Annotated in this window: 10 protein-coding genes and 1 pseudogene; 8 read left to right on the forward strand and 3 right to left on the reverse strand. The window is 65.4% G+C overall.

Annotation, left to right across the window (positions count from 1 at the left end; all coding sequences use genetic code 11):
• A partial coding sequence (locus tag WAN71_RS06090; RefSeq protein WP_422224474.1) for a helix-turn-helix domain-containing protein occupies positions 1 to 1,353 on the forward strand: 1,353 nt, incomplete at its 5' end.
• Positions 1,354 to 1,705: 352 nt separating this feature from the next.
• Here the strand turns inward: WAN71_RS06090 and WAN71_RS06095 are convergent.
• A complete protein-coding gene (locus WAN71_RS06095; RefSeq protein ID WP_422224475.1) occupies positions 1,706 to 3,172 on the reverse strand; it encodes a MauE/DoxX family redox-associated membrane protein in 1,467 nt (488 codons plus the stop codon).
• Between the two features lie 2,155 nt (positions 3,173 to 5,327).
• On the opposite strand from WAN71_RS06095, the gene WAN71_RS06100 reads away from it, so the two are divergent.
• Complete coding sequence (locus WAN71_RS06100; protein ID WP_422224476.1) at positions 5,328 to 6,377, forward strand: methyltransferase; 1,050 nt, start codon at positions 5,328 to 5,330, stop codon at positions 6,375 to 6,377.
• Between the two features lie 231 nt (positions 6,378 to 6,608).
• On the opposite strand, the gene WAN71_RS06105 is transcribed toward WAN71_RS06100, so the two are convergent.
• The gene (locus WAN71_RS06105; protein WP_422224477.1) at positions 6,609 to 7,097 is read right to left on the reverse strand and encodes a lipoprotein LpqH; all 489 of its coding nucleotides are present in this window, start codon (positions 7,095 to 7,097) and stop codon (positions 6,609 to 6,611) included.
• Positions 7,098 to 7,274: 177 nt separating this feature from the next.
• Here WAN71_RS06105 and WAN71_RS06110 point away from each other — a divergent pair, with 177 nt between their 5' ends.
• Complete coding sequence (locus WAN71_RS06110) at positions 7,275 to 9,128, forward strand: alkyl/aryl-sulfatase (protein ID WP_422224483.1); 1,854 nt, start codon at positions 7,275 to 7,277, stop codon at positions 9,126 to 9,128.
• 246 nt (positions 9,129 to 9,374) lie between these two features.
• A complete protein-coding gene (locus tag WAN71_RS06115) occupies positions 9,375 to 9,704 on the forward strand; it encodes an integrase core domain-containing protein (protein WP_422224478.1) in 330 nt (109 codons plus the stop codon).
• 29 nt (positions 9,705 to 9,733) lie between these two features.
• On the opposite strand, the gene WAN71_RS06120 is transcribed toward WAN71_RS06115, so the two are convergent.
• Positions 9,734 to 10,180 (reverse strand): YybH family protein, encoded by a 447-nt coding sequence (locus WAN71_RS06120; RefSeq protein WP_422224479.1) that lies wholly within the window; start codon positions 10,178 to 10,180, stop codon positions 9,734 to 9,736.
• A 218-nt stretch (positions 10,181 to 10,398) separates the two neighbouring features.
• On the opposite strand from WAN71_RS06120, the gene WAN71_RS06125 reads away from it, so the two are divergent.
• The 4 genes and pseudogenes from WAN71_RS06125 to WAN71_RS06140 form a co-directional block, all read left to right on the forward strand.
• Entirely contained in the window at positions 10,399 to 10,566 is a 168-nt protein-coding gene (locus tag WAN71_RS06125) for a hypothetical protein (protein WP_422224480.1), read from the forward strand.
• Between the two features lie 312 nt (positions 10,567 to 10,878).
• Complete coding sequence (locus tag WAN71_RS06130) at positions 10,879 to 11,253, forward strand: hypothetical protein (RefSeq protein ID WP_422224481.1); 375 nt, start codon at positions 10,879 to 10,881, stop codon at positions 11,251 to 11,253.
• 141 nt (positions 11,254 to 11,394) lie between these two features.
• Positions 11,395 to 11,562 (forward strand): annotated as a pseudogene (locus WAN71_RS06135) (DMT family transporter); the annotation flags it as partial.
• Positions 11,563 to 11,828: 266 nt separating this feature from the next.
• On the forward strand, positions 11,829 to 13,792 hold a 1,964-nt coding region (locus WAN71_RS06140; RefSeq protein ID WP_422224482.1), incomplete at its 3' end, for an ATP-binding protein.

Consider the following 13,792-nt stretch of genomic DNA (forward strand, 5'->3'; position numbering starts at 1 on the left):
GATCTCCGCTGGCTTTCCCACCTTCTGTTGACATGGGGTCAGACAACCGACGCGCTTGAGGCCGGGCGCGCGTCGCTGGCGCTTGTGCACGAACTGCCGTCGTCCCCGCAGCTTGCTTGGTCGCTGGTCAACCTGGCAGACCTGGCGACGTTCGTCTTTGATCCCAGCGCCGCCGCCTACGCGGCCCGGGCCATCACGGTAGGCACACAGCTCGGCGATTCCACTGTCGTCCTCCGGGCCAGAGGCTACGCAGCACTAGCCAGGGTGCTGCGCACCGACACCGGGTGGGAGGACTTGGAAGCCGTATGGCGCGACGCGGCGGCCAGCGGGGTCCCCGAGGAACACACCGGGCTGATAGGGACGCTTACCTGCTGGACCGCTGCGTTGCACCACGACGTCGATCGCGCCGACCGCTACACCGCCCTCGCCACAGAATTCTGCCGGGAACATGACCTGGACATGTTCCAAGCCTTCGCTACCGGTGCCCGCGCCATAACCTCGCTCTACCGCGGTGACTGGGCCGACGCGAGCGTATTCGCCGAAGACGTGCTGACCCGGCCCGGACTGCTTCCCTTGGGTCGCATCATGCCGTTGATCACCCTCGCGCTGATACGGGCCCGCCGCGGCGACCGAAGTGACACGTCCGTGGCCGGGCTGCTTCATCAGGCGCTTGCGGCCGGCGGCGAGGCGACCAACGTGCTTCGGCTCGGTCCGGTTTGGGCCGCGCGCGCCGAAGTCGCTTGGCTGGCCGGCGATGACCAAACCGCACTCGCCGAAGCACAGTGTGCAATCGACGCCAGCAACGCCGACACCGATCCGTGGGTGATCGAACACCTGAGGCGATGGACACATCTAGCCGGTGACTCGGCGGCTAGCGCTCGCCCCAGCGTTATCACCCCGTACCGGCTGGAGATCAGCGGGGACTGGCAGGCCGCCGCCAAGGAATGGACCCGCCGCGGCTGCCCCTACGACGCGGCGCTCGCCCAACTCGGCGGTGACATCGCTGCGGTCGAGTCCGCGTTGGCTACTTTCCGTAGCCTCGGTGCCCGGGCCGCGGCCCGCCGTGCCCAGCAACGACTGGCCCAGCTACTCGGCCGCGTTCCACGCGGGCGTCGCTCCGACACAATCTCCGACCCGCACGGGTTGACTCGCCGCGAACGTGAAGTGTTCGACCTGCTCGCCGAAGGGCACAACGACGGCGAGATCGCCGCCGCGCTGTACATCAGCCGCCGAACGGTCGGGAACCACGTCAGCGCCATCCTGGCCAAACTCGGCATGCAGAACCGCACCCAGGCCGCCCGCGCGCACCAAGAACGTCGCCAACAAATTCCCGACGGACAAACGCCGGCGTGAATCCATGGGCTGGCACGATCAGTCGTTCGGGCATGGCCACAACGGCGTCCTGCCGCGGCCACCTGGATTCTCCCAACCGCCGCAGTCGTTTTGGAGCACGGTGCTTGGCCCCGGCAGTGCTGCCGCTGGTTTGCGGATTGGTGGACAGCGCCCAGGCAACGACTGGCGTTGGCAGCGCGCTGCCTGTGGGCGTGGCCTGATCGCGAGCCGTTAGCAGCCGCCACCACATGAGCCGCCAACATCGCCGAAGTTGTCATGCGGGGGGTGTGCGTGCCGTGGATCCATTCGTAGGCGTCTCCAAAAAGGTCACGTGGCTAGTCCGAAACTGGTGGGCTATCGCAGCGGTCCGTGGTTAGTTTGCTGCCGGGACCAGCAGGTTGCGGGCGAGCTCGAAAATGGCGTCGGCGCCGGCGGCCGCAGCCGAGGAGAGCTTGCCCTCCGGATCAACCATCACCGCCATGGGGGTGCCGTACACGCCGAACAACGGCGCGACGGTGTTCGCGACATCGGTCAGTATCGGTGCGCGTAACCCGATGTCGCGGTTTTGCTGCTGGGAGCCGGTCGAGATGACGAGCAGCCGCGGCGCCCCGGGGGTGGTGCGGAATTCCCAGCTCTTCAGATCGTCGAGCATCCCGGCGCAAAAGCCGCAATCAGGATTCCAGAACAGCAGCATCACCCGGTCGCCCCGAAAATCGTCGAGCGTGACCATGCGCGCGGCCAGGTCGGGCAACGCGAAGCCGGGTGCCCACCGCCCCAGGGCCGGTGAGCGCGACTGGGTGTGCGGGCGAGTCTGCTCGGAGACGACACCGCTCACCAGGTCTCGGATGGCATCCGCGCCGGCGACCGTCGGGCTGCCGACCCGCCCGTCGGGCGTGACCAGCGCGGCGCTGGGGGTGCCGGCGAACCGGTACGCCTCGGCGATCTCAAAGTTGTTCTGCAGCAGCACCAAGCCCACACCGGTCTGGTCGGCCATCACCCGATTGGCCCCCACCTCGCCGCGGCTGAGCACCGCGATCGTCACCGCGTCGCGGTACCGGTCTTGCCAGCCCGCGACCTCGGGCAGCAGCGCCGCACACGGCCCGCAGGCGTGATCGGAGAACACCAACACCACCGGACGCTCGCGTGCGCGCAGCGCGTGCAGCGTCAGCGTGTCCCCATCCAGGCTGGGCAAGGAAAACTCCGGCGCCGGCGAACCGACCGCAAGACCACCCGCCACGTGTCCGTTGTGGCCCACCGCCGGTGCCGGTGGTGCCGCGGCTTCGAGGGCCTCTAGGCGCAGCACCAGCCGACCCAAGGCGCGAAGCAGATTGATGATCACCCAGCCCTGCACCACCACCGCGGCGATCACCGCCGCCAGCACCCCGATCAGTAGCCACGGGGTGAGCGTGATATGGGGCACCGCGCCTGCGGTGCTGTAGCCGGCGCTTGAGGCCCAGAACACTGCGGCGGCGGTGGCCGCCAGTAAACCATTGCGGGCCAACGTCTTCCAGCCCACCGCCCCTGAGTGCACCTGGCCGAAGCAGCGGCACTGCGGGCGGGTTCCCCGAGCAATGGCAGCGCCGATGGCCGCGATGAACACCACCAGCACCGCGATCATTCCCAGCGCGCTCCACCGCGCGGTCGCGGACGGAAACATCGTGATGCCCAACGACATTTCGACGACCGGCAGACCCGCCGCGACGACGCCGATTAGCGGGGCCGGGACACCGAAATCGTGAACGGCGCGGCGGACTTCGGCCCGGTCGAACAGTTTCGTAAGCCCCGCGAAGATGAACATCGCCCCTAATGCGATCCGCGCCACCCACACCGCCGCACCCACGATCTCCTCCTCAGGCGTTCACGACAGAAATCACCCGCCGCACATGGTCAAGGCACCAGGCAAGCACCGTTTTCGCATTTACGGTGGTCCGGTGGGCACGCCCTGTGGCACGAACCGCAGTGGTTGACGTCAGTGTTGACGTTCACGCAAACCCCGCCGCACCGCGTGGTGTTCGGATATTGGGTGAAGCAGGACTCCACGCAGGTGCCGCTGACGCATTCCTGGAATCCCATGCATACGTGGCCGCATAAACCGCAGTTCAATCCGTCGGCACGTGTGTCCACGCATTTGCCGCCGCACAGGGTTTGCCCCGATTGGCATTGCGACTGGCAGCTGCCGTTAACGCAGGCCGCACCTTGCACGCATGTCGTGCTACATCCGCCGCAGTTTTTGGGGTCGGATGCGGTGTCCTTGCAGACGTTGCCGCACAGGGTTTGCCCCTGGGGGCAACCGCCGAGGCAAAAGCCGTTTGCGCAGGTGGCGCCGGTGCACACATGCCCACAGAACCCGCAGTTGTTCGAGTCGGTAAACGTGTTGACACAAGTGCCCCCACCTGCCAGGCATTGATCCAGCGGACAGCAGGTTTGACCGAACGGACAAAAGACCGCGCCGGCTCGCCCCGTACCGAACAGCGCCGTCGCCGCTGTCCCCACCAGAGCGCCGCCGAAGATCCGCAGGGCACTGCGCCGCGACCGGGCCGTGCTGAGCTGACGCACCATCGCGTCGAACCGATCGTCGTTCATACCCCCTCCCCTGACGTAGCGGTTGAGTCAGTGACCAAGGGATCGCAGTCCCTCGTGAAGAAAACCGGGTGACGCGGTAGTGGTTTGACCGCTCAATATCTCTTTCTGATTCACCGTTGCGAGGGGACTTGGACCTCCCTGGGTATCGTGCGCGGCGATCGCGCCTGAGGGCATCGGTATTTGTACCCATCTTTTGGGTACGCATGCTGCGGCCCACCCGGCGTCCCGGCTTGCGGTGGCGCGTGCCTGGACCGCCTACCTCCCCTCTTCGCTCGGGCTGGTTTGGCACCCCCGGCGGGAAATGGGGTGGCAAAAATAGGTAAAACTACCGAAGCGCTCAGGCGGTCGGGCGGCGCACACTACAACCGAGTGGCGCGGGGACCAGCACCGCACAGCAAACCCGCATCGGTCAGGATGCGGTTGTGACGGTAGCTCCCTACCCCACGCAGCACCGACGACAGCAAAATGTCTCGACGGGTCCAGATTGGAGAACTTCGCCATGATCACCACAGCTGGGGGCGCTGCGTCGCTGCTCGCCGCGGCCGGCATCGGCATCAGTACGGCAGCCGCCGGGCTCGCCATCGACACCACCACCGCTGCACCGGCCAACGCCATGCCCTATCACGCTGACATTGCCGCTGTGTGCTGCGAGCATCCCATAAGCGACGTTGCTTACTGGGGATCTGTACAGGAAGCTGATCACAATCCCTATGTTAATTTCAAGACAACGTGTGGTGGGGGGCCTTTGACGCCGTCTGGAATACCCGTGGTCTGCCAGGACTCTCGCGTGACAATAGGGCACCTACCCCCAGAGAGGCGTGAACCACCCCCAACGTTGGCAACCCCATTGCCGCCGCAACCGCCACCCGTCGAATTCAATCCCTACGACCGACCTGAACTCGTCCCAGGTTTCATGCCAAGGCCCGATCCCTCAACGCTTTTCGGCCCACAGCGTTAAGGGGCTGCAGCGAAACCGTGTAACCGAATTCCACCGCCACCACAGCGGAGTTACATGAGCTGATATGTGATCCCGTGCCGTGCAACACCTTTCATCGACAACTTGGGAATCGATCATCGGAGAATTTGACGAAGGACGTGATCGCCGGCGCCAAGCCGTCATGGCTTCAATCCTCGATGACGAAGCGCTTCTTGCTGATGGTCGTCTGGAGTGGCGTTCAACTGCCGTGGTACCTGCGGAACGTCCACCGCGGTTTGCGGGTGCGATCTAGGCGCATAGCCCAACGCATCAACGGCGCAGCGAATCTGACCCATTCCGGCTGGGATGCCTCCATAGCGGGCTGACCCGGGTGTCGCAGCAAACCGGGTCAAGCCCAAAGATCAAGATTAGGCCTACTCTTCGGCTCGGGCCGGACTAACGTTGACGCCAATGCCATTGGTCCTGGGAGGTCGGGATGCGATACGGGCCAATCCCCGACGATGCCTTTGAGGAGCGGATGCTCGCGTCGCCGCGGGCGCCTATGGCATTGTTCGACTCGTTCGTCCCGCTGGTGCAGGCTAGCGCGCTGATGGCCGGCGTCCGGCACGGTGTGTTCCAAGGATTGCGCGCCGGGCCGCGTACGGCCAGCGAGCTAGCCGACGCGCTGGGTGTCGATGCTGACACCCTTCAACTGGTGCTGCGAGTTCTGACCGCGTCGAACTACCTGGTGCCCGGCAGTCAGGGCAGGTTTGAGCTGAGCGAGCTCGCACGCTCAACGCTTCTCGACGACAGCGCCGGTCGCCTGACAGCGTGGGTCGCCATGTTTGATATGTGGTGGACGGACTTCGCCAAGATGGGCGAGGTGCTTCGCACCGGGCACGGCGTGGACCATCACGGCACGCTGCAGGACCCGACCGACTGGAACACCTACCAGGCCGCGATGCTCGAGAACGCCCGCCGCATGGCCCCCCTCGTTGCGACCATGGTTCCGGTCAGGCCCGGCGCGAAGCGACTGCTGGACATTGCGGGCTCCCACGGCTTGTACGGCGCACTGATCGCACGCGCTCATCCGCCAATGCGCTCGGAGGTTCTTGACCTTCCACAAGCCGTCGAGCAGGCTCGAAAGCTCTGCAGCGCAGAGGGTCTCGATGATGTCGTGACCTACCGGGCCGGTGATGTCCTGGTTGACGACCTGGGCGCGGACTACGATGTCGTATTCCTCAGCAACATCTTGCACCACTTCACGCCGCAGCAGATCGGCGAGCTGCTGGCTCGGGTGCGACGGGCAATCAACGCGGCCGGCACTGTAGCGATATGGGAGGTCTGCCAACCCGACGCCGATGATGCGCAGCCCGACCTGATCGGCGACGCGTTTGCATTGTTTTTCAGGCTGACGTCGACGGCGCGGTGCTACACCGCTGGTGAGTTCACTAGCTGGCTCACTGACGCGGGCTTTACCGACGTGCAAGTCCAGCCTCTCCCGGTTGGCCGGTCGCTGATACTGGTGACAGGCAGAGCAGCCTAAGAATATGCCGTTAATGCTGGGCCAACGTCCGGGCCGAATCATACTGGGCCCCAATGAAAGTCGAGTCTCAACGACTAATGCCCATGATGGGTGTTCGCCTGCGATTTAGCGCTTCAACGCTCGCGACAGCAGCGAAGGTTAGCAGCGTATTCGGTTCGGGCGCACGCAACGACGGCGACGCCTTGGGGAGCGTCGCCGTCGTGTGAGTGCGATTACTTCAGGACCCGAGTCCTAGGGGCAGGTGACATCAATCTCGAAGGGCTTGTTCACCGGCTGCATCGGGTTGGACATATCCACCCCGGTCGCGGTCCCGGAGATCTTGTATTTGCTGCCGTCCTTAGTGGCGCTGGCGTTGCCCTGACCGGTGCCGGGGGTGTAGCCCAGCGTGACCCCGTTGACATTGCCGAGTCCGACCGACTTCACCGCGGGCGGGTTGGCGTCAGTGAGCACGGCGCCAATGCCGGTCTGTGCCCCACCGACGGCGATGTTCACGTTGCCGCCCATCGTGGTGCAGGCGACGGTGCCGCCGACGTTCTGGTCTTTGCCGTCGATGGTGACTTTCGCCGCGGCGGGTGCGCCGCCTGGGCCGGTTACCGCCGCGCTTGCCGCGCCAGACGATGAGCTGCTACTGCTGGTCGATGACTTATTGCTCGAACATCCGGACAGACCTACGACCACGATCGCCGTCGCTGCGGCAGCGACCGTAACTGAACGCTTCACTCGTGCTCCTTTGCCGTTGTGGCGGTCCACAGGAACTTCACAGACCGTTTCGGCAGTATGCAGCGTTACCGAACGCTCGGTATCGGATTCGCCAAAAATTAGTCTCCTGGTCAGCGCCGCTCGTCTCCAATACTGCAAAGATTTGCTGGTCGATCAGGGACATCTCTCCCGGCGCGGCTGAATCGATGGGAGTGTCAGAGCGTGCATGAGAAGGACCCCACGGATTTTGCCGACGCCGACCGCGGATTCATTGCTGCGCTGACGCCCTGCGTCGTCAAGGCCGTCGACGGACGGGTGGTGTGGGACAACGACGCGTATTCGTTCCTCACCGGGGAGGCGCCGCCATCAGTGCACCCCAGTCTGTGGCGGCAGTGCATGCTGACCGCCAAACAAGGCCTCTACGAGGTGGTGCCGGGTATCTACCAGGTCCGCGGCTTGGATATCTCCAACATCAGCTTCGTCGAGGGCGACACCGGTCTGATCGTCATCGACCCGCTGGTCTCCACTGAGGTGGCGGCCGCGGCGCTGCAGCTCTACCGCACCCACCGCGGTGACCGGCCCGTCGCCGCGGTGATCTACACCCACAGCCATGTCGATCATTTCGGCGGCGTGCTGGGCGTCACGTCGCAGGCCGATGTGGACGCCGGGGGAGTGACGGTGCTGGCGCCCGAAGGATTCACGTCGCATGCCGTGCAGGAGAACGTCTACGCCGGAACGGCCATGACGCGTCGCGCCACCTATATGTACGGCAGCCGGCTGGCGCGCGGCCCCCGGGGACACGTCGGATGCGGCCTGGGCCAGGGGCCATCTCTCGGCGAGGTTGCCCTGATTGTTCCGACCGTCGACATCCGGACCACGGGCGAAACCCACACCATCGACGGGGTGGAGATCGAATTCCAGATGGCACCGGGTACCGAAGCCCCGGCCGAAATGCACTTCTACTTCCCGCGATTCCGCGCACTGTGCATGGCCGAGAACGCCACGCATAACCTGCACAACCTGTTGACGCTTCGCGGCGCGCTGGTTCGTGACCCGCACGCTTGGTCGGGCTATCTCACCGAGGCGATCGACACGTTCGCCGACCGCACCGACGTCGTCTTCGCGTCGCACCACTGGCCAACTTGGGGACAGGACCGCGTCATCGAGTTTCTGTCGCTGCAACGCGACCTGTACGCCTATTTGCATGACCAGACGCTGCGGCTGCTCAATCAAGGCCACACCGGTGCCGAGATCGCCGAAATGCTGCAGATGCCACCGGCATTGGACAAGGCGTGGCACACCCACGGGTACTACGGGTCGGTCAGCCACAACATCAAGGCGATCTACCAGCGCTACATGGGCTGGTTCGACGGCAACCCGGCGCGACTGTGGCCGCACCCGCCAGAGGCATTGGCCACCCGGTATGTCGATGCGATGGGCGGAGTCGACCGCGTTGTCGAACTTGCCCAGCAGGCCTTCGACTCCGGTGACCTCCGTTGGGCTGCAACGCTGCTCGATCACGCGGTGTTCGCCGACGATACGCATGCCGGCGCCCGCGCGCTGCTCGCGGACACCTTCGAGCAGTTGGCCTACGGCGCCGAGAATGCGACCTGGCGCAACTTCTTCTTGTCCGGCGCAGCGGAATTGCGCGACGGCAACTTCGGTACCGCGGCCCAGACCACCTCGCTGACGTTGATGTCTGCGCTGACGCCGGAGCAGATCTTCGACGGCCTGGCCATCACCGTCAACGGGCCACGCGCCTGGGATTTGGATCTGGTCGTCGACATCATCTTGACCAACGTGAACACCAATTACCGGCTCGTGCTGCGCAACGGCGTGCTGGTGTACCGCCAAGTGCCCGCCGATTCCGCCACCGCGAACGTGTCCGTCACGGTCGACAACACGGTTCGCCTTCTCATGGTGGTCATGGGCTTGGGAATGGAAGGAGTCGGCTCACCGGGGCTGGAGATATCCGGCGACCAAGCGGCCCTTCAGCAGCTGCTGAGTGTCCTCGACAAGCCCGATCCCGCGTTCAACATCGTCACGCCGTGATCGCGCCGTTCTCGTCGAGATGGCGTTGTCGAGTTATCTGTAACAGTGTCCCCGACCCGGTGGCTGAAGGACAGCCACCAGCATGTAGTACATGTGTAAGACGCTGAGCGCCAACCTGTCTGGACTTACTCATGTGGCCAACGTGTGCTTCCCAATGAGCCGACCGGCGAACGCTTCTCGCGCTTGGCTGAACTCGGCTGCGCGACCCGGGTGCGCACGTGCTAGTGCCACCGCGTCGCCGCCGGGTTGATCCACCACAGCGATGCCGGCTCGCAGTACACGTCGATCGCATTCGCTGAAACCCTTGTGCTGGAAGGGATCGCAGCATCCATCGGCAGCATCGGCGACGCCTACGACAACGCCCTTTCCGAGACGACGATCGGGTTGCTCAAGACCGAAGCCCTCGGCCGCCGCAGCCCCTTCCTGGCCGGTCCGCTGCGCACCATCGACGACGTCGAGTACACCACGATGGAATGGGTCGGCTGGTACAACAACCGCCGGCTACACAGCCAGCTCAACTACGTCCCGCCCGAGGAATACGAGAGCGCCGATTACGCTCAAATCCAGGCGTCCTAGCCGGCGAGGCCTCAGCCATGAAGCCGACATCAAACCTGTGGCGGTTCATGCCGAACGGATTTGGGGTGCCGACCTTGGTGCTCGTCCGTCTCGGCAAGTTCGTCGGCGTGACGCAGTACGACCTTCCACTGGCCGTCTTCTAGCCGGTAGGCGTGGGTGCAGCGAAGCGTCCTCGGCTGCCGGCGATCACCGATGTGTCGGGTCATGTGCTCCAGATCGACTGTGAAGGCAAGATCGTCGCCGACGGTGGTGACGATGTTCTCTGCGCTCCGGTCGGTCGCGGCGATGCCTTTCGCCGCCCAGTCGAGCCGGGCGCTCACCTGTTCCCAGCCACGTTCATGACCCCCGAAGGCGCCCATGATCACGACGTCATCGGCGTGTGACCAGAGCGCCTTAAAGGGTTCCGGCCGACCTTCAACGAGTTCGCCGAGAGCCGCTTGACACACCGATACGAACCGCTCCCATGTCGTGTCCATCACCGTATTCTGTTGGTTTGCGAGCGCTGAGGAGGCTCTTTTGAAATTGGCTTCTGGCGCACATCTGGTGATGCTTGTTCTGCGGGTGTTGCCGCTGAAAATGGCCTAGGGCGGCCCACGCATCGACGCTTTGTGCGGCGTGGGGTATCTAAGAACACTGTCAAGGCCGCGTTGGCCTGCATGGGCCGCCGAAGCATCAACGGCCAGCAAAGGGCTCGATGGTCGATGAGGTCGAGCGACGGATCCGTGAGCTGCTGCAGGTGTATCCGAGGATGCCGGCGAGGGTGATTGCCGAGCGGATCGGCTGGACCCGTTCTATCGGGGTGCTGTCGACGCGGGTGGCCAGGATGACTCCCGATTTCCCGTGTCCGCAGACCGCTATATAGCCCGTTCATCGGGTTTCGTGCCGACCATGGCAGTCGCAGGAATCAGCGCGCCGGCTCGCACCACACGTTCTGGTAGAACCGTGCCCGCAACGGTGCTGCGAATCCGACCCGTTTCGGCCGCGATGCCTCGATGGAGGCGGCACATTCTCATGGCAAAAATGGGTAGAAATACCGACGCGCCGGGGTCGCTTGGGTGCACACACTAACGAAGTGTGCGGGCGGCTGCGCCGGGCGTCAGCGATACGCATACCGGGTCAGGATGCGCCGTAACGCTCAACCCCCGGCCCCCGCCACACCCAGAAAGGAAACATAATGATTACCGACCACGCCCGCAAAAAACTGATCGCCTCGACGCTGGGCACCGCCACCGTGCCGACACTGCTATTTTGCGGCGCCGGAACCGCGCAGGCAGACAAATTACAGGTCATTACACAACCCTCATTCGGGGGTGTGACCATCATCGTATTTGACAATACCAACCCCCCTAGCAATCTTGGCGGGTGTGTGTACTCGTCGACCCCGAACACAACGGGGATCCCCTACTTTGGACCGCCGTTCGAGTTGAACCCCAGTAACCCCACTTTTCAGTGGTTCGCGCCGGGCCTAGAGACAGGCACAACGTGGACCATTGCGGTGCACTGCGCGCAGGGGCCACAAACCGTGACACCAGGCACAATCACCTACTGAACACATCAAACGAAGAGCGAAGCACTGGATGCGTTGCGGACCAAAGGTTTCCGTTCGCACCCGGAGGCACCGTGCCCGCGATTTGTCCCGTATGAGTGAGATCATTTGGGCCGCAACGCAAGTGAGTGCAAGGAGGTCGCCATGGCGAAGGCAGATATCGCGGTGTTGCTCGCGCTGTGCGCTGCGCTGGCATCCGCGTTCGGCGATGTGATTCGTCAACGGTCCGCGCACGAGATCACCGAAAAACACGTCGGCCACTTGGAGTTGTTCCGCATGTCGTTGCGCGACCCTCGCTGGTGGCTGGGCGGCGGGAATCGGCAGCGACAATCCTTGGGTATCGACGCCTCGCCGGTACTTCATGGTTGTGCGTGGGCAATTGCTGGCAGCTAAGCTGATAGCCGCATCTTGACCCGGATGTGGGTTTGCTGGTGCCGTGGCAGCCGCCTGCGCACGTCGGTGCGCAGTGTGCGCGCCCGGTGGTCGCGGCGCATGAGAAATGCGCTCCATATGTCGGATGCCTGGGCCCTCGCGGCGGTGTTGATGCGGCGGTCGGGAAGGCGAGAGGAGCGAGGCCGGTGGGGGCCCTGCTTGAACGCGAGTCAGTGCTGGCCGAGTTGGAGCACTGCCTGCGCTCGGCCGCCCGGGGGGCGGGCCGAGTGGTGTTGCTGCGGGGTGAGGCCGGGGTCGGTAAGACCGCGGTGATCCGCCGGTTCGTCGGCGGGCTCGGGCAGCAAATGCGGGTGTTGCCCGGCTGGTGTGATCCGCTGGCCGCGCCGCGACCGCTGGGGCCGCTGCTCGACGCGCTCGCCGCGCTGTCCGGCGCGCAGGCAGCCGCGGTGAGTCAAGCGATCGACCGAGGTGACAGCGAGGGCGTCTACGCCAGCGTGCTCAGGTTGTTGGCGGACACCACCAGCGGCTGGGTGTGGGTGATTGAGGACGCGCACTGGGCCGACGGCGGCACCCTGGATTTGCTGCGGTTTGTGGCCAGGCGGGTGGCCTCGCTGCCGGTGTTGCTGCTGGTGTCCTACCGCGATGATGAGCTCGGCGAGCAGCATCCGCTGGCGGCGGTGCTGGGGGATCTGGCGACTATTGCGGCGGTGAGCCGGATCGGGCTGGCCCGGCTCAGCCCCGAGGCGGTGGCGATGCTGGCCACCGGCAGCGGGATCAACGCCGAGGCGTTGCACCGGCTCACCGATGGCAACCCGTTTTATGTCACCGAAGTGCTCGCGGCCGGTGCCGACGCGACCGGCGGTGGCGGATTGCCGCGAAGCGTGTCCGAGGCGGTCTGGGGCCGGCTGGCCCGGCTGTCGGCACCCGCGCGCGATTTCGCCCACGCCGCGGCGGTCTGCGGTCCGCGCGCCAGCCTCGCCCTGGTGCAGACGGTGTGCCCCGCGCCGCAGGCTGCGCTGACCGAATGCCTCGACGCGGGGATGCTGGTGCTCGACGCGGATGTGGTCGGGTTTCGCCATGAGCTGGCCCGCCGCGCGACGCTGGAACGGGTGTCTGACTACCAGCGCCGCCTGCTGCACCAGCGGGCGCTGGTGGCGCTGTCGCAACCACCGGTCTCGCCGGATACGTTGGCGGCGTTGGTGTTTCACGCCGAGGAGGCCGGCGATACCGACGCGGTTATCCGCTACGGCCCGGCCGCTGCCGAGCGGGCGGCCGCGCTGGGGGCGCACCGGGAGGCCGCCGAGTTGTACGGGGTCACGCTGCGCCACGCCGAGGCCACCCCGAAGCAGCAGAAGGTGGTGTGGCTCGAACAACACGCGTTCGAAAGCTACCTGTGCGGGCACGCCGAGATCGCGGCTAGGTCGTGGCGGCAGGCGATCACGCTGCGCCACGACCTGGGGGACCGGCTCGCCGAGGGCGACAATCTGCGCTGGTTTTCTCAAATGGTCTACGCGCTCGGCCGTGTCACCGAGGCCAGGCAGGCCGATTTGGCCTCGCTACGGCTCCTGGAAGGCCTGGCGCCCTCAGCGCAGCTTGCCTGGTCGCTGGTCCATCTGGCCGAGCTTTGCGCCTTCACCTACGACCCGGCCGGCGATGGGTATGCGGCCCGGGCCGTCACCCTGGCCACCCGACTGGGCGAGGAGGTGGTCGTGCGCCGGGCCCGCGGCTACGCCGCGATGACCACCGTGTTTCGCACCGATGCCGGCTGGGAGGACTTGGAGGCGGTGTGGCGCGACGCCATGGCCGCCGATGCGATGGTCGAGTACGCCGGTATCACCGGAGCGATCATCTGCCGGACCGCCGCGCTGCACCACGACCTCGATCGCGCCGATCGCTACATCGCGGAAAGCACCGCGTTCTGCGGTGACCGTGACCTGGTCGCTTTCCAAATGTTCGTCGCCGGCGACGACGCGCAGGTCGGGTTGCATCGCGGCGACTGGTCCCGGGCAGGCGCAGCCGCCCACGATGTGTTGACCCGGGCCGGGCTCAGCCCGCTACACCGAACCATGCCGCTAGTCACCGCGGCGCTGCTCCGTGCCCGCCGCGGCGAGCAACCCGTCGCCCCGCTGCTGGATGAGGCCCTGACGGC

Source organism: Mycobacterium sp. (assembly GCF_049280035.1).
In the GTDB taxonomy this organism is placed as follows: Bacteria; Actinomycetota; Actinomycetes; order Mycobacteriales; family Mycobacteriaceae; genus Mycobacterium.